Annotated in this window: 14 protein-coding genes; 7 read left to right on the top strand and 7 right to left on the bottom strand. The window is 52.5% G+C overall.

All coding sequences use genetic code 11. The features are described from left to right. Positions 1-120 precede the first annotated feature (120 nt). Positions 121-1881: a sulfatase-like hydrolase/transferase gene (locus BUF15_RS10025; RefSeq protein WP_159441278.1), complete on the top strand. Its 1761-nt coding sequence runs from the start codon at positions 121-123 to the stop codon at positions 1879-1881. A 261-nt stretch (positions 1882-2142) separates the two neighbouring features. Here BUF15_RS10025 and BUF15_RS10020 read toward each other — a convergent pair whose 3' ends face one another. From BUF15_RS10020 to BUF15_RS10010, 3 genes are all read right to left on the bottom strand, one after another. Further along, positions 2143-2718 (bottom strand): uridine kinase family protein, encoded by a 576-nt coding sequence (locus BUF15_RS10020; RefSeq protein WP_073613335.1) that lies wholly within the window; start codon positions 2716-2718, stop codon positions 2143-2145. Positions 2719-3004: 286 nt separating this feature from the next. Then, entirely contained in the window at positions 3005-3652 is a 648-nt protein-coding gene (locus BUF15_RS10015; RefSeq protein ID WP_234981150.1) for an RluA family pseudouridine synthase, read from the bottom strand. Next, positions 3643-4440: a hypothetical protein gene (locus tag BUF15_RS10010; RefSeq protein ID WP_073613334.1), complete on the bottom strand. Its 798-nt coding sequence runs from the start codon at positions 4438-4440 to the stop codon at positions 3643-3645. Before BUF15_RS10010 ends, BUF15_RS10015 begins: the two co-directional genes overlap by 10 nt. A 135-nt stretch (positions 4441-4575) precedes the next feature. On the opposite strand from BUF15_RS10010, the gene BUF15_RS10005 reads away from it, so the two are divergent. Beyond that, positions 4576-5583, top strand: coding sequence for a serine/threonine protein kinase (locus BUF15_RS10005; RefSeq protein WP_073613333.1), 1008 nt, complete (start codon positions 4576-4578; stop codon positions 5581-5583). A gap of 239 nt (positions 5584-5822) precedes the next feature. On the opposite strand, the gene BUF15_RS10000 is transcribed toward BUF15_RS10005, so the two are convergent. Continuing rightward, complete coding sequence (locus tag BUF15_RS10000) at positions 5823-6626, bottom strand: spermine/spermidine synthase domain-containing protein (protein ID WP_073613332.1); 804 nt, start codon at positions 6624-6626, stop codon at positions 5823-5825. Positions 6627-6835: 209 nt separating this feature from the next. Between BUF15_RS10000 and BUF15_RS09995 the strand changes: the two genes are divergently transcribed. After that, positions 6836-7225, top strand: a complete 390-nt coding sequence (locus tag BUF15_RS09995) for a response regulator (protein ID WP_143170681.1) — start codon at positions 6836-6838, stop codon at positions 7223-7225. 64 nt (positions 7226-7289) lie between these two features. On the opposite strand, the gene BUF15_RS09990 is transcribed toward BUF15_RS09995, so the two are convergent. After that, positions 7290-8696: an MATE family efflux transporter gene (locus BUF15_RS09990; RefSeq protein WP_073613330.1), complete on the bottom strand. Its 1407-nt coding sequence runs from the start codon at positions 8694-8696 to the stop codon at positions 7290-7292. Between the two features lie 194 nt (positions 8697-8890). On the opposite strand from BUF15_RS09990, the gene BUF15_RS09985 reads away from it, so the two are divergent. After that, the gene (locus tag BUF15_RS09985; RefSeq protein ID WP_073613402.1) at positions 8891-9823 is read left to right on the top strand and encodes a nitroreductase family protein; all 933 of its coding nucleotides are present in this window, start codon (positions 8891-8893) and stop codon (positions 9821-9823) included. Beyond that, positions 9823-10221 (top strand): RapZ C-terminal domain-containing protein, encoded by a 399-nt coding sequence (locus BUF15_RS09980; RefSeq protein ID WP_073613329.1) that lies wholly within the window; start codon positions 9823-9825, stop codon positions 10219-10221. The genes BUF15_RS09985 and BUF15_RS09980 overlap by 1 nt, the downstream gene beginning before the upstream one ends. An 83-nt stretch (positions 10222-10304) precedes the next feature. Here BUF15_RS09980 and BUF15_RS09975 read toward each other — a convergent pair whose 3' ends face one another. Continuing rightward, a complete protein-coding gene (locus BUF15_RS09975; protein ID WP_073613328.1) occupies positions 10305-11153 on the bottom strand; it encodes a GGDEF domain-containing protein in 849 nt (282 codons plus the stop codon). A 495-nt stretch (positions 11154-11648) separates the two neighbouring features. Between BUF15_RS09975 and BUF15_RS09970 the strand changes: the two genes are divergently transcribed. Continuing rightward, positions 11649-12107 carry a periplasmic heavy metal sensor gene (locus tag BUF15_RS09970; protein ID WP_073613327.1) on the top strand — a complete coding sequence of 153 codons (459 nt, stop codon included), beginning with the start codon at positions 11649-11651 and terminating at the stop codon, positions 12105-12107. Between the two features lie 101 nt (positions 12108-12208). Here BUF15_RS09970 and BUF15_RS09965 read toward each other — a convergent pair whose 3' ends face one another. Next, positions 12209-13351: a glycerate kinase gene (locus BUF15_RS09965; protein WP_073613326.1), complete on the bottom strand. Its 1143-nt coding sequence runs from the start codon at positions 13349-13351 to the stop codon at positions 12209-12211. A 324-nt stretch (positions 13352-13675) separates the two neighbouring features. Between BUF15_RS09965 and BUF15_RS09960 the strand changes: the two genes are divergently transcribed. Beyond that, positions 13676-14638: an ABC transporter substrate-binding protein gene (locus BUF15_RS09960; RefSeq protein WP_073613325.1), complete on the top strand. Its 963-nt coding sequence runs from the start codon at positions 13676-13678 to the stop codon at positions 14636-14638. The last annotated feature ends 6 nt before the right edge of the window (positions 14639-14644 follow it).

Below are 14644 nucleotides of genomic sequence, written 5' to 3'. Positions count from 1 at the left end.
TGACACAAACCGTGCCGGAAGATGTGCTCATAGTTCTGAACAAAATGACCAGCAGAATTACTTGTTCACGGCGACGTAGTCGCCATGAGCTGGACCATCACAAACAAAGGAGCCAAGTCAATGACGCCTGAAGCGATGAAAAAGGATAACGCGACAAGTTGCAACCTGATAGGCGTCGCTTCGATTGCGGCGATCCTACTTACCGGCCTCCTGTCCGGCAACCAAAGTGCCTTCGCGCAAGCTGTCAAATCCAAGATCATCCATGACGCCGAGTATTACATCCTCGATGTGCAGCACGGCGAGCGTTGGGCGGTCGAAGACAAGGAACTCGATACCAAACTGGCCGAGCTTCGCAATAAATTCGGCACAACGCCCAATATCATTCATATCATGTGGGACGACACCGCGGTCGGTGAGGTCGGCATTCCCGCCCTTCAGAAGGTGCGCGGCTTCGAGACGCCGCAGATAAACCGCCTCGCCGCCGAAGGCATCAACTTCATGCGGATGTATACCGAGCCGTCCTGCACGCCCAGCCGCGGAGCAGTGTTGACCGGGCGGCACCCTGTACGCAATGGCATGTATAACGTGGGCTTCCCCTATGAATACGGCGGGCTGCCGGCCTCCGAAGTCACGATGGGAGACGTATTGTCTAAGGCGGGCTACGCAACGGCGTTTTTTGGCAAGTGGCACCTGGGTGACATTGAATCAAGCTACGCGACCAAGCGGGGCTTTGATGAGGCCCTATGGACGCCGTACAACCAGGTGCCGAGTCTGTACAACCCGCAGGGGCAGATGTTTGCGCTGGCGCCGGCGGTCTTGTACCCCGAGATGTTCGGCAAGGATCCTTATGACATAGACCCGGGTTGGCGGCCGACAGGGTTCGTTTTTGCCCTGGAGGGCATGAAGGGTGGTCCTGTGCGTGAATTCGGCCGAGCGCCGAATCACGACGACTACATGAAGATCGACGAAGAGTCCCAGAAGCGGACCATGGCCTTCATCCGGAAAAGTGTGGAGGCAAAGAAACCGTTCTATGTCGCCTACTGGCCGATGATGACTTCTTTCCTCGGCTTCCCGGACCGATTGACCGCCTCCGGCGGGGTACTACAGGAAGCCTTTGCCCATTTCGATGGCTGGATCGGCGAATTGATGGATGAGTTAAAAAAGCTTGGTATTGCGGAAAACACGCTCGTCGTTTTGATGGCTGACAATGGCCCCATGACGCACAACGGCCCCCCCGGCATGGTCGAGACCCTTTACCGGGGGGGAAAGGGCGACTACCTTGAAGGGGGCGTGCGCGTGCCGGCGATGGCCTGGTGGCCGGGCACGATTGCTCCCGGTCAGGTCGTCGGCGACATCATCCACGAGACCGACCTGTTCACGACATTTGCGCACCTGGGCGGCGCGATGGACAATATCCCGACCGACCGCATCATTGACGGCATCGATCAGACAGCGTTGTTGCTCAAGGGCGACACGTTCAGCCGGCGTGACTACGTCTTCATTTACACCGGCCCGATTCTGGCCGCGCAGGTAAAAGGACGCTACAAGCGCGCTTGGGTGGGCGAAAAACCGGGCCTGTCAGGGGCAGCCTTTTATGACCTCTACACCGACCCGCGCGAAGCAAGCCCCAAGATGATTCCCATGTTTCCCGCCAAGGGGATGTTCAACATTATGAGAGCGCGTCACGAACTGTGGATGATCAAGTACCCGAACACGCCGGAGGCCCGCGGCTTCCCGCTTACCGGCATCGAGAACGCACGCCCGGAAACCGAGGCAGCGGGACGGTGGCGTGTCGATCCGGCAAAGCTCCCATTCGATCCGCACGAGTTCATCAAACAGCTGAAGGGATGGGAGGGCATCGAGTTTGATAGGGCTGAATGACTTGAGGAATAATCGACAAGCTGATTAAGCTGATGGTCGCCATGCGGCACCCTCAGCTTATCGGCAGCGTCATTATTGCCACTTGCAATAGCGAATCTCTGTACTATCACCTCAGGGGTATCTTACTGCTGATATTCTTTCATTCACAACCGCATTTCAGGTTTCGACAAAGGATGCAGTGAGCCTGAACTTTTGTTAAGTCTGGTGGCCGACTACACGCCACTGTCAAACGGGCAGCAACGTGTTGACAAGAGAGTGGTTTCAGTCATTTCGACGGACAAACGAGTATTGCCATTTTCTCTTCAGGAACAAATGCCATGTGGCTTGTTCCTTATAGGGTTCGACAAATCGTTTGTATTTTACAAATTCAAAAGGTTCTATTTCTTCGGATACAGCAACTGACTGCTTTCTTTTTAATAGATCAGCTTCGCGCCGGATACACCTTAGGTAGCTATCATTGGTGTAAATAAACGCAGATAGCTGAGTATACGGTAGCAATGCTGCATGCATTGAGTGTAGCCCATCAAGTATTAAAACATCACAAAGGGGAAGCATTGTTGGCTCAATTGCTTTCCGGCCTGTGGAATGGTCATAAGGGAAGAAGGTGATATGTTGTCCTTTGCTGAACTTGGCTAATTGAACTTTGATCGCGTTAAAATCATAGGCTTCAGGTTGATATCCACTGATCCCACAAGCAATACGCTCGTCCCTGTTCATCATGAAAGAGTCAAGGGTAACATGATCTGAGGATACACCTCGTGATCTTAAAGCATTTGCTATGGATGCTGAAAGGTATGACTTTCCTAAATCGGCTGCACCGCAAATAGCCACAATCATGGGGGTATCGGTTTTCCGGCATTTTACTATTGCACGGGCAATTTCATGTTCTAGCGGCATCGCGTAGGCGTGGCATCAAAGAGTTCTAGGGATTTGCGGTTTCGATTTCCTCCGTATCATATTTTGGGAAATGTTGCTCCATTTTGGAGCTAAGGCTTGACTGATACCACGCCCCACTGTCAATACCCGTAGAGACATTCCCAACTCTGGTGATCTGCAAAAAATACGTTAAATCTGAAAACTCGTTGTGGATGGGCTTCTTTTCAAGTGAGGCACCTGGAAAGTATCAGAAAAGGGGGACGGAGGTAAACGTCAGGCGATCACCAGTTTGCGGATGGTTGAAGACCAGCTTGCTCGCATGGAGCAGCATCGGGTCGCCGTCTTTTCCGGAACCATAGAGGCTGTCGCCGACAATGGCACAGCCAAGGCCGAGTGGGTGCGATGCATGGAGTCGAAGTTGGTGGGTGCGGCCTGTGAGCGGCAGAAATCGGACTCTGGTGCGGTTGCCTTCGTGCGTTAGTCGTTGCCAGATTGTTGAGCCCATCTTGCCGTGAACTGGGTCATATACTTGGTACGGGCGATTGTCGATATCGAGCCGGAAGGGGAGATGGATCTCACCCTGTTCGTTTTCTATGACACCTTCAAGAAGGGCGATATATTCTTTTTTCACTTCGCGCCCGGCAAACTGCAACGAGAGGTGGCGATGGGCTTCGCGACTGATGGCAAAGACCATCAGTCCTGTGGTGAACATATCCAGCCTGTGCACCGATGGCTGGTCGATCATGGCCGGATAACGCTTTTGCAGCCTTTTGGTCACACAGTCCTGTTTGTCGGGTCCTCGTCCTGGCACGGAGAGTAATCCGCCTGGCTTGTTGATGACCACAATCTCGGCGTCGTCATAGACGATATCGATGTCTGAATCGTTCATTTGCATACATTACCACTTCTGGTCGCCCCGCAAAGCAGGTGGCCGAGTATTGGCTGGCATTTCTCCCGGCAGGAAGGGTAAAACCGGCCGTGGTGCCGACTCTCTGAACGATTGCTCTTGCCCCAGAAGAACTCGGCGATCGAAATCGGCGTAAGTTGCATGGTTGCGGCCTGGTGGAGCAGTTTCGGTGCGCAGCAATCACCGGTGCCGGTGGGAACACCTCCTTTTTCTATATAGGCCGAAAAAAGGGTGGTTGTCTGGCCGTGAAAGTTGGTCAGTCTGTAGATACCATGCAGTTTCTGCATCAGTCCGCGCGACATGGTTCGTCGTTTCTGCCTGAGTTCCAACCATTCCTGGCTGTGTGGTGTCAATGTATCAAGTTTTCGGCCGAGAGCCTTTATCGCTTTTTCTTCGCTATCATTGACGGCGGAAAATTCAGTCATGTCAAAGAGGGGTGGTGCCCAGCCGGAAACCCGCCAGATACTGTTATACTGGCCGGAAAAGGCGCGCAGAATGACAGGGGTGTCGTGTTTGTCGCGGCATTCAAGGACGCCAAACATCTTGCCACGGGCTGGTCCGAAGAGGTAGTCTGTCGAGAGTTGTGGATCTGGATCACCCTCCGGTTGCAGATCAATGGTTTCATGACGCTCGAAAAGGTGCATCAGTTCCAGGCAATGCGCATGGGCCGCGCCGGAGGGCAGGGCGTGAATACAGTTGCAGCGGCGGCAAAAGCCGGAGGCGGAAAACTGATTACCGTCGGAAAGGTTGTCGGCGTAAGGGCTAGGATCGCACATGAAAATCGTTGGTGTGAGGGTGTGGTTAGCCGTGTTTTTACCCTGTTTGCCGTGAAATAGCCAGTATAAGCGGTATGCAATAATAATTGTGGTCTTGCCCGGAAAAGTGGGAACAAAGGCCAGGAGCTATAGAAAATGCAGACAGACGATATAGATGAGGAAAATGTCTTTCAGGATCTTGGTCCGGATATGGTGCTCAGTCTGGTTGAGCGATCACTTAATGTTTCACTCACCAATCTCTTTCGGCCACTGAACAGCTATATTAATCGCGTCTATGAGCTGCAGAAGGATGATGGTGGTGGCCTGATCGTCAAATTTTATCGGCCCGGCCGCTGGACAGGCGATGCTCTTCAAGAGGAGCATGACTTTCTCTTGGAGCTGGCCGGGGAGGAAATCCCGGTCATTGCCCCGCTGAAATTCCCTGACAGTACCACTCTGGGGTTGTTCGAAGGGGTGCATTTCGCCGTATTTCCTAAGCGCGGCGGTCGTAGTGTCGATGAGTTCGATGAGGACCAGTGGCTGCAGCTTGGTCGTTTGTTGGGGCGGGTTCATCTTATCGGCGAAAACCGGTCAGCCACATATCGTCCGGTCATGTCTCCCAGCGCCTCAACCCGTCAACAGCTGGACTATCTGCTGGCCGGTTCAGTGGTGCCCGAAGAGGTGAAGAATCCTCTTAAGCGAGCGGTTGAGGAGATTATTGCCGAAACCGAACCGCTTTTTGCCGGTCAGCGACAAATCAGGATCCATGGTGATTGCCACTTTGCCAATATTATTTACCGGCCTGGGGAGTCTTTCTATCTCATCGACTTTGACGATATGGTGATGGGGCCGCCGGTGCAGGATATCTGGATGCTGCTGCCGGGCACGCTTGATGAGGCTTTCGTGGAGATGGATATTCTCCTTGAGGGCTACGAGACATTCCGGCCCTTTGATCGCCGAAGTTTTAAGCTGATTGAACCGCTTCGGGCCATGCGTTTTGTTCACTACATGGCCTGGTGTGCTCATCAGGTGGCCGCCGACGGTCATACCCGGGTGCTTGAGGATTTTGGTACCCAGTCCTACTGGCAAAAGGAAATTGCAGATCTTCACGATCAGCTGGAACGGATTCGCGAAGGCTACATGCCACTGGGCAATATGCTGTAAGTGGGAAGGGCGGTTGATGGAATTTTTTTTTGACTACCCCTGATTCTCAGCCTGATAAGGTTAGGTGAGAGGTGAGAGGCGTGACATATTGGGGAGTGGCCACTCAACAGAATCTCTCCTACTTTCATATTGCTGGAACGAGCACTAGCATTTCATGCAGGCGCTCCTCACTCCTTTCTCCTTATCCATCACTTCATGTAGCTGAGTTTTCGGGGTAATTAGATTTTTTTGAAGGTTTCCTATAAAGAAAAAAGACGTGCCAATCGCTGTCCAATACTCAGGTTGTGGCGCATCGCCACCTTGACCATCTGCGGAAAGTCGATGTGGTAGTGTTTTTCGAGCTGAAGCAGCTGTTCTTTGCCCCGACAGATGCGCCGCCAATCTGGTTGATGGTGTGAACGGATGGAAATAACATTGCCTCGTTCGGGCACTGGCAGCAGCAGCCCGCCGGGCAGAATGGGAGCGAGTTCCGCATCGAAGTCCTGGGCGGGACGCGTCCCACCGCTCCAAAGATTTGAGATGAGAAGTCCGCCGGACGCGAGGAATGTGGCGCAGCTCCGAATAAACGGTTCGGCGTAGATGTGGGTAGCCATGCCAGTTTCATCAAAGGCGTCCAGCAAAATCATATCATATTCGATTTCCGGTTCGGCTACTTCAAAAAAACGGTTGCCATCCAGGCAGTGGACACGAATCGCATGGCTTGTGGGTAGTTGAAAGTACCCCTTTGCCAGCTTGATGATTCTTTCGGAGTTATCGACCGCATCGATCACGCATGTTGGAAAATGGTGATGGAGAAAACGAACAAGTGATCCGGCTCCCAGCCCGATCAGCAGCACACGTTCGATTTTTCGGGCGAGCAGTAAGGAAAACATCATGTAGTGTGTGTAGGGCAGCAGCAGGAGATGCGGAGCGTGCAGGGCCATCCGTGACTGCAGGTATTGGCCGCCGAAATAGAGCGAGCGAGTGCCTTTCCCGTCAAGAATTTCCACCAGCCGGTTTTCACAGAACTCCCGGTAGACGGATATATGCTGGCTGTCGGTCATGGTGTTTGGTTCCATGGTCACGGTATTAAAGTTTCAGCACACCATAACATGCCGGGAAAAAAGAGCAAAGTGTACTGATTTCAGGGCGGCCAAGTTTTCCAAGCAATTCCCTTGACGTTGCTTTAAATTATCTGGCATACTTGAACATATAGAGATGGGCACAAGCTTGGCTGCTAACGAGTTCAAACACATTTCCGAGGTCACAGCGATTGTCTGAGAACGAAAGCAAAGGAAAAGTCCTTGTTATGGACGATGAGGACATGGTTGGTGAGATAGTCTGTCAGATGATGATGCATCTGGGCTATGACGCAACGCATGTGAAGGATGGCAAGGTCGCAGTGGATGAATATGTCCGCAGGTTCCAGAATGGAAATCCCTTTGATCTGGTCATCATGGATCTGACCATTCCGGGTGGCATGGGCGGCAAGGAGGCGGTGATGGAGATTCTGGCTGTTGATCCTTCAGCCAAAGTCCTGGTCTCAAGCGGCTACTCCACCGATCCCATCATGACCAATTTTGGCGAGTATGGTTTTGTTGGTGTTATTAACAAACCCTTTGATCTTGCTTCCATCCAACAAACACTCGAGTCGTTCTGCTGATATTCATTACAACCATAATCCGACCTGGGCGCGAGACAAACGCGTTCTGGCCGGATTATCTTTTTCAGGCCTCCCCTTCGGCCGTTATTTCCCGTTCAATCACCAGCATTTTCTGCCATTTACCTGTCCTGTAGCGTCCAGCGGAAAGTACAAACAAGATACCGACAAATAGCAGGACGCAGAGCCATGCGCCATTAATGCCCATGTGGAAACGGGTGATGCCGAAATAGACCGGCAGCACCAGAAATGTGAAGGACGACACACCCACTGAAAGCATGAGGAAGCGGGTGTCGCCCGCACCCTTCAAGGCTCCGCTGAAAATCATGTAGAGGGCGTCCATCAGTATATACGCGGCGACGATGCGCAAAAGCCCAATGCTAATTTCGCTGATCTCGGCAACAGAACCAGCGGGCACCGCATGGAGAAATGGGATAAGGATTGTCTCGGGAAAGAAGATGAATCCAAGATCAATCAGCAGGATATAGAGCAGCAGCAGGTGAACGGCGCTCCAGACTGCACGTTTGGCATTGGCGGGCCTTGAACGGCCCAAGGCCTGACCGACCATGACGCTCACACCCTGGGAAACGCCCATAGACGGCATAAAGGCCAGAGCATTGATGGAAATGACGATATTGGTTGCTGCAAGTTCCAGAGTGCCGATGCGGCCCACCAAGAGAATAAAGAGGGTGAAAGCCAGAATATCCAGGGTGAACTGGAGTGAACCCGGCACCCCGTAACGTAAGAGACGAAGAAACAGCTGGGTATCGAAACTCCTGTTTTTGAGGATGCCAAAGCGCTGGTTGTGGTCTCGGGTAAAGATGAGCAGGGTGAGCAGCAGCGAGCTGACTCCCCAGGCGCTCACCGTCGAGATGCCGGCCCCGGCAATTCCGAGTTCAGGCAATCCCCACCTGCCGTAGATGAGGGCATAATCGAGCGGAATATTGACGATGACCGAGATGAAGGTAATTATCATCACCGGCCGGGTGATTCCCCGTCCGGTAAAGAAGGTTGCCAGGGTGTTTGACGCCACATGCAGCATACCTCCCTTGCAGAGAATGGAGAAATAGACCTCCTCAAGTTCACGTACTGCGGGATCATGTCCGGCAAAAGCAAAGACCTTGTCGGTGGCAAATAGCGCCAGTGTCCAGAAGATCACCCCCGAAAAGAGAGTAAACCAGATGGATTGCCAGAGCACACTGCCGATGCGGTCATTGGCACCGCTGCCGTAATACTGGGCAATGAACACTCCTGCATAGCTACCGATACCGCCCAGGAATGCCATAAAGAGATAGGCCGAAATGGAAGCGGGAACTGCGGCCGAGATCGCCTCAATACTGTAATTGCTGAGAAAGGCCCGATCTGTGAACTCCATGGCGGTAGTGGCCGACATGCTGAGCACAAGGGGCAGGCAGACATGGAGTACTTCGCCATAGGCGTACCGTTTTTTCCATTGCAGAAGGAAAGGGCTCATGGCGTTTGGCTGGTCCTGGAAAGAGAGATGGTGGTTGACGTTGGGGCGTTCAGCATAGATAACGTGGCAGTTATCCTCCGGAACTTGTTAATACTTCACAGGACGGGTATTGTGTAGCATTATTTGCAAAAGAGAGGGAAAATGCGGGGGATGTGGTATGTTGGATGAGGACCGCGGAGCGAAAAGAAGAAAAAATGGTTGTTATAGACACGGAAAAATGCAACGGCTGCGGATTGTGTACTACGGTGTGTCCGCATCGACTGCTGCAGATACAGGATGATCTGGCCGGAACAGTTGATGGCGACTGCATGGGGTGTGGCCACTGTCAGGCGGTTTGTCCGACCGGGGCTATAGAGGTTGAAGGGCTTGCTGGCGCTCTTGGGCTGCAGCGGCTAACTGAGAGCTTTCAAGCTATCCAGCCGGGTGAATATGATGGCTCTGACCTGGTGAGGCTGATGCGTTCCCGCCGTTCTTGCCGGAGCTATACTGCGGAAAAGGTGGAACTTGCCTTGCTGGAAGATCTGGTGCGGATCGGCACTACAGCGCCGTCCGGCACCAACAGCCAGTCCTGGAATTTTGTCATTTTGCCAGAGCGGGCAGATGTTGAGGTCCTTGGTGATTTGACTGCCGATTTCTTCCGGCAGTTGAACAATCAGGCGAAGAATCCTCTCTATCGTTTTCTGGCCCGACTTTTTGCCGGAGACGCTTTGGGTAACTATTATCGCAGCCATTACGCATCGGTGGCGGAGGCGCTGAGGGAGTGGGATGAGATGGGGATTGACCGGCTCTTTCACGGGGCTACAGCGGCGATCCTTGTTACCGGCAAGCGGGCTGCCAGTTGTCCCGGCGAGGATGCGCTGCTTGCCAGCCAGAATATCCTGCTTGCCGCTCATGCCATGGGGCTTGGCAGTTGCCTGATCGGGTATGTGGTCGAAGCGATGCGGCGAAGCGGCAGGATGCGGCAGATGATGGCGATACCTGCCGATGAAGAGATATACAGTGTGATCGGCCTGGGCTACCCGGCCATTCGTTACAGGCAGGTTGCTGGTCGGCGACCGGTGCGGCCGAGAGTGCTGCATTTGGGTTCAACACAATCAGCCGCAGCCAAAGGAGAGTCAGGTAGGTGATGAAAACCCAGAATGGACCGGAACAGTTCGAAGTCGAGCTTTTTTCGTTTGGCTTCAAATACGGAACACCGGAGGACGCAAACCTTGTTTTTGATGTTCGTTTCCTTCCCAACCCCTACTGGGAGGAGGGAATGCGCCATCTCACCGGTCGTGATGGTGCGGTTGCCGACTATGTTCTTACAAGCGTAAAAGGGAAAGAATTTCTTGCTTACCTGGCGCCTTTGCTCAGGTTTCTCATCAAAGCCAATCGTGAGGCGGGAAAGGCTGGTTTGCGTATCGGCATCGGCTGTACCGGCGGCCATCATCGTTCCGTGGCTGTGGTTGAACAACTCGGCCAGTTGTTGGCTGATGATTCATTTGTTCTTCGTTTCTTCCACCGGGATATTGATAAAGAGTAACACTCCTCATTCTACCCGTTTTTTTCAGGGTATCCTTTTGGCAAGAATTCCTAAATTTTTTCGCCTTAGGGGCGACACGCGATTTACGCCTGATCTAAATGATCACTTTCAGTTCCTAAGGCAATGTCGCTCCAACTGACGACCTTGTTGCGTCCGGTCCGCTTGGCATGATAGAGCGCTTTATCGGCCCGGTCGACAAAATATTCCAAGGTATCTCCTGGCTTAAAGGCTGTGACGCCAATGGAAACAGTGACTGTGATGGGCATGGTGGGCGATATTTTACGGGTGAAATCCTGGCGGATCCGCTCTGCGAATGTGGCAGCTGTCTTTTCTGTTGTGTCCGGCAGGAGAATGATGAACTCTTCTCCGCCCCAGCGGGCAGGGATGTCGTATGGCCGGCAATTGGTGCGCAGATGGGAGGCAGTGAGACGCAAAATCTCATCACCTATGCGGTGGCCGTGGGTGTCGTTGACGTTTTTGAAATGATCGAGATCGAGAAAGATGAGGGCCAGCGGTGTATTTTTTCGTTCTATCCTGGCCAGTTCATCTTCAAATTCGTCGGTGAAATACCGGCGGTTACTGAGTCCGGTGAGCGGGTCGAGGATCGACATCATCTTCAACTCCTCGATCAGTTTTTGTACCTCTTCATCCTTGTGATGGCGAACGGTGCCCAGTATGCCGAAAAGACATCCGAAAATAAAGGGATGGGCAAGAAATATCCACTGGATGGGAGTGGCAATAACGGTCTGGGTAATCAGGGTGATATCCCGAGAATCGATGAAAAGGGCCTGGAACAGAGTGCTGGCGAGGGGAATTGGCAACCCCCAGAGAATGCCAAACCATATATAGATGTTATGGAAGGGGTTATAGCTGTACGAGGATCTTGTCGCGGCCAAGAATTCACGTACCTGTTCAGCGAGAGTGTGTGACATGTCTGTTTGGTGGGTGGATTACTAGGCAAGAATGCGGGGGAACGACAGCTTCCGGTCTTCTGAAGGGGCGTTGGATAATAGTAAATACAACGTGTTTGGCCAAGATAGCCTGAAAACATGTACCGTCCAATTTAGCAGGAACATGATGGAGAAACAAGGTTTTCCACGATGAATGCGTATCGGCAGGTGATGAATTGGTGACTATCGGGCTGGTTATCGTAAGAAAGCAGGGATGGTGAAGCTGATCGAACAGGATGGCGGGGTGGGGAAAAGGTATCCACTCTCGATGATATGGGTGGGTAAAAAGTATCCAGCTTGCATGGCGTTCTCGGAGGGTTTGTCAGTGTTGGAATTTTAAAACTTATTATTACAGTATGTTATAGTTATTGTTCGTGATGGCATATCCTTTGCTAAACTATATGCAAGAGTTGACACGGTAACCTGAAGCTGTCAAGTTGGCAGTTGAGCCGATAACATCACCAAAGGAGTAACATCATGAAAAAGCAAATTATAGCAGTAGTTTTGATTTCCGGTCTGGCCATGGCAACCGCAGCTTCCGCAAATTGGGGTCGTGGCGGTGGACGGGCTGGCTATAACGGTTACTGCCCGATGGTACAGGGGCAAGCGTTTCAGCAGGTGGATCCGGCGGTACAGGAGAAAATGGATAAATTCTACCTGGAAACCCAGGACCTTCGCAAGCAGATGGTTGTCAAGCAAGCTGAGCGAAGAGCCTTGATGCAGGGACAGAATCCCGATCCGGCCGTTGCTTCCAAACTTGCCGGGGAGCTTTTTGACTTGCGTACCGCCATGCAGGAAAAAGCAGTAGCCGCAGGAGTCGATCAGTATGTCGGTCCCAGGATGATGGGCAACAACTTTGGCGGAGGCAGGGGCCCTGGCATGGGTCCGAATGGTGGTGGTCGTGGCGGTAGAATGATGGGCGGCCCTAACTATTAAATAGTACCCTCTCATTTTCTCCTTTGCTCCTCTCTGCTCCCATCGGCTACTCCCAAGCCGGTGGGAGCTTTTTGCTTTCTGTGTTTCTGGTACCTCTTTGATCAGAACCATCTGGTGTTAGCCATAAACAGGCGAACAGTCTGTTCGGTGGTGTTGACAAGCAGGGAACTGCTGTCCCGCATTGCCGATTCGAGAGCCATTGGTCGCTGGCATATTGAAAAAACAGCTGTTATGCCGATGTCATGCAGCTCATCAATCCTCTCACCGATTCCACCGCAAATGGCAATACAGGGGATTCCCATTTCCTTTGCAATACGGGCAACGCCTGCCGGTGCCTTATCGAATTTGGTCTGAAAATCGATTTGGCCCTCACCGGTGATGACGAGGTCGGCTCCATGGCATGCATTTCGAAGCTGCACGAGTTCCATCACCACATCAATGCCTTTCTCAAGTCGTGCCCCAAGAAAGGCGAAAAGGCCGGCGCCGAGGCCTCCAGCGGCCCCCCCACCCGGCATGGTGGCTACGTCTTTACCGAGATCACGGAGAATCACGCCGGCGAGATTTTCCAGTCCTTTGTCCAGTAACCTGACCTCCTCAAGAGAAGCGCCTTTCTGCGGCGAGTAGACGTGGGATGCTCCGTCAAGACCAAACAGGGGATTGGTGACATCGCAAATCCCGGAAAAATCAATCTTCGTCAATCTGTGATCCGCTCCGGATGTGTCTATCGTGTGAATACTTTGCAGAGATTTGCCAATGGGGGGAAGTTCTGTTCCGGAAATATCTGAGAATGTATACCCGAGGGCGGCAGCCATGCCAATACCTCCATCGCAAGTGGCGCTGCCACCAAGACCGATGATGATGCGGGTGGCACCCCTATCCAGGGCGGCCAGAATCAGTTCGCCTGTTCCGTAAGTGGAGGTTTCCATCGGGTTGCGCTGTTCGTCCGGCAAGAGTGCCAGGCCACTGGCTTTGGCCATTTCAATAATAGCTACCCCTGTTTCACGAATATAACCGAAGAAAGCATCGCATCGTTTCATGCGGGGGCCGTGAACGGCCACCTGGATCAGTTCGCCTTTGAGCGCTTCGGTCATCACTTCGGTAAACCCGTCGCCACCATCGGCGACAGGCACGGAGACCACCTCACAGGCTGGCAAGGCGGCGTGTATGCCTTTGCGCATAGCATTTGCTGCGTCAATGGCTGAAAGACTTCCCTTGAAGGCGTTGGGTGCGACGACAATTTTCATGGTAATGAATGAGTTGTTGTTTGAGATCTAAGGGGTCTGTATTGCTGATACGGTGCTTTTGTATATCATACGTTGAATGACTTTTACAGGGTGTTGAATATATCATCTCCCCGCTGATGAAAAACGCATGAGAGGGTCGATTCGGCTACTGGCACTTGAGTGCTGGCGGGTTAGGCACGAAAAGCAACGTTGACCTGATGCGCAGAATCGGCTAGATGTCTGATGTCGTAGGAAAGTTGGAAGTCGGTCGAGTGTCCCGTTCGAAATACGCGTAACGGGGAGACGTGGCCAAGTAAATACTCTCAGTCGAAGGAGACGACAACAATGAAACGAATCATGATAGCGGCCCTGATGTTGGTCTGTCTGGCTGTTCAAGGAGCCAGTGCCCAAACCTATACCATTTCCGTCAATCAGTTTGTCGAGCATCCGGCTCTTGACGCGGTCCTGAAAGGCTTTCAGGACTACCTGAAGGAAAAGGGCGTCGATGTGAAATATAACGTCCATAATGCCCAGGCGAATATGGGCACCGCCACCCAGATTGCCAAGCAGATGATCGGCGAAAAGCCCGATCTGCTGATGGCTATTGCTACCCCTTCTGCCCAGGCCGTAGCTCAGGCTGATAACAAGGCACCGGCTGACATGCAGCGTCCGTTTCTTTTTACCGCAGTCACCGATCCGGTCGCTGCCGGACTGGTCAAGGATATCAACGCTCCGGGTGGCCTGATCACTGGTGTTTCCGACCTGTTGCCGCTCGACAAGCATATCGAGATGGTGCTCACCTATATGCCAAACATCAAGAGACTTGGCATCCTCTACAATGCGGGTGAGGCAAATTCAAAGGCCAATGTGGAAGGTATTAAAAAGCTTGGTGCGGAGAAAGGTTTTGAAGTTGTCGAGGCAACTGCCTCCAAGACCGCCGACGTCTATCAGGCAGCCAAAAGCCTGGTAGGCCGGGTTGATGCGGTTTTTATTCCCACTGATAACACCATCGTTTCCGCTCTGGAGTCTGTTTTGAAGGTGGGTGTTGAGTCCAAACTGCCGATCTTTGCCGCTGATGTTGATTCAGTCGAGCGAGGTTGTATCGCCGCCATGGGTTTTGATTATTACAAGCATGGCTACCAGACAGGCGCCATGGCTGAGCGCATCTTGAAAGGTGAAAAGCCGGCCGAGATGGCTGTTGAATTCCAGACCGATCTGCAGCTCTATATCAATAAGAAATACTCTGCATTGATGGGCGTGACTCCTCCTGAATCACTGCTGGAAAAAGCTACCAAGATTTACGAATAACGAGGC

Origin of the sequence: Desulfopila aestuarii DSM 18488 (assembly GCF_900143695.1) — a bacterium.
Taxonomy (GTDB): Bacteria; Desulfobacterota; Desulfobulbia; order Desulfobulbales; family Desulfocapsaceae; genus Desulfopila; species Desulfopila aestuarii.
The sequence above is the reverse complement of the archived record's forward strand: the minus strand, read 5'-3'. Positions and strand labels throughout refer to the sequence as shown.

Bases quoted from the DNA above. Each gene is read 5' to 3' on its own strand.
- BUF15_RS09970 (WP_073613327.1), top strand. From the start codon at position 11,649: ATGAAAAAGCAAATTATAGCAGTAGTTTTGATTTCCGGTCTGGCCATG.
- BUF15_RS10005 (WP_073613333.1), top strand. From the start codon at position 4,576: ATGCAGACAGACGATATAGATGAGGAAAATGTCTTTCAGGATCTTGGT.
- BUF15_RS09965 (WP_073613326.1), bottom strand. From the start codon at position 13,351: ATGAAAATTGTCGTCGCACCCAACGCCTTCAAGGGAAGTCTTTCAGCC.
- BUF15_RS09980 (WP_073613329.1), top strand. From the start codon at position 9,823: ATGAAAACCCAGAATGGACCGGAACAGTTCGAAGTCGAGCTTTTTTCG.
- BUF15_RS10025 (WP_159441278.1), top strand. From the start codon at position 121: ATGACGCCTGAAGCGATGAAAAAGGATAACGCGACAAGTTGCAACCTG.
- BUF15_RS10015 (WP_234981150.1), bottom strand. From the start codon at position 3,652: ATGCAAATGAACGATTCAGACATCGATATCGTCTATGACGACGCCGAG.
- BUF15_RS10020 (WP_073613335.1), bottom strand. From the start codon at position 2,718: ATGATTGTGGCTATTTGCGGTGCAGCCGATTTAGGAAAGTCATACCTT.
- BUF15_RS09990 (WP_073613330.1), bottom strand. From the start codon at position 8,696: ATGAGCCCTTTCCTTCTGCAATGGAAAAAACGGTACGCCTATGGCGAA.
- BUF15_RS09985 (WP_073613402.1), top strand. From the start codon at position 8,891: ATGGTTGTTATAGACACGGAAAAATGCAACGGCTGCGGATTGTGTACT.
- BUF15_RS10000 (WP_073613332.1), bottom strand. From the start codon at position 6,626: ATGACCGACAGCCAGCATATATCCGTCTACCGGGAGTTCTGTGAAAAC.
- BUF15_RS09975 (WP_073613328.1), bottom strand. From the start codon at position 11,153: ATGTCACACACTCTCGCTGAACAGGTACGTGAATTCTTGGCCGCGACA.
- BUF15_RS10010 (WP_073613334.1), bottom strand. From the start codon at position 4,440: ATGTGCGATCCTAGCCCTTACGCCGACAACCTTTCCGACGGTAATCAG.
- BUF15_RS09960 (WP_073613325.1), top strand. From the start codon at position 13,676: ATGAAACGAATCATGATAGCGGCCCTGATGTTGGTCTGTCTGGCTGTT.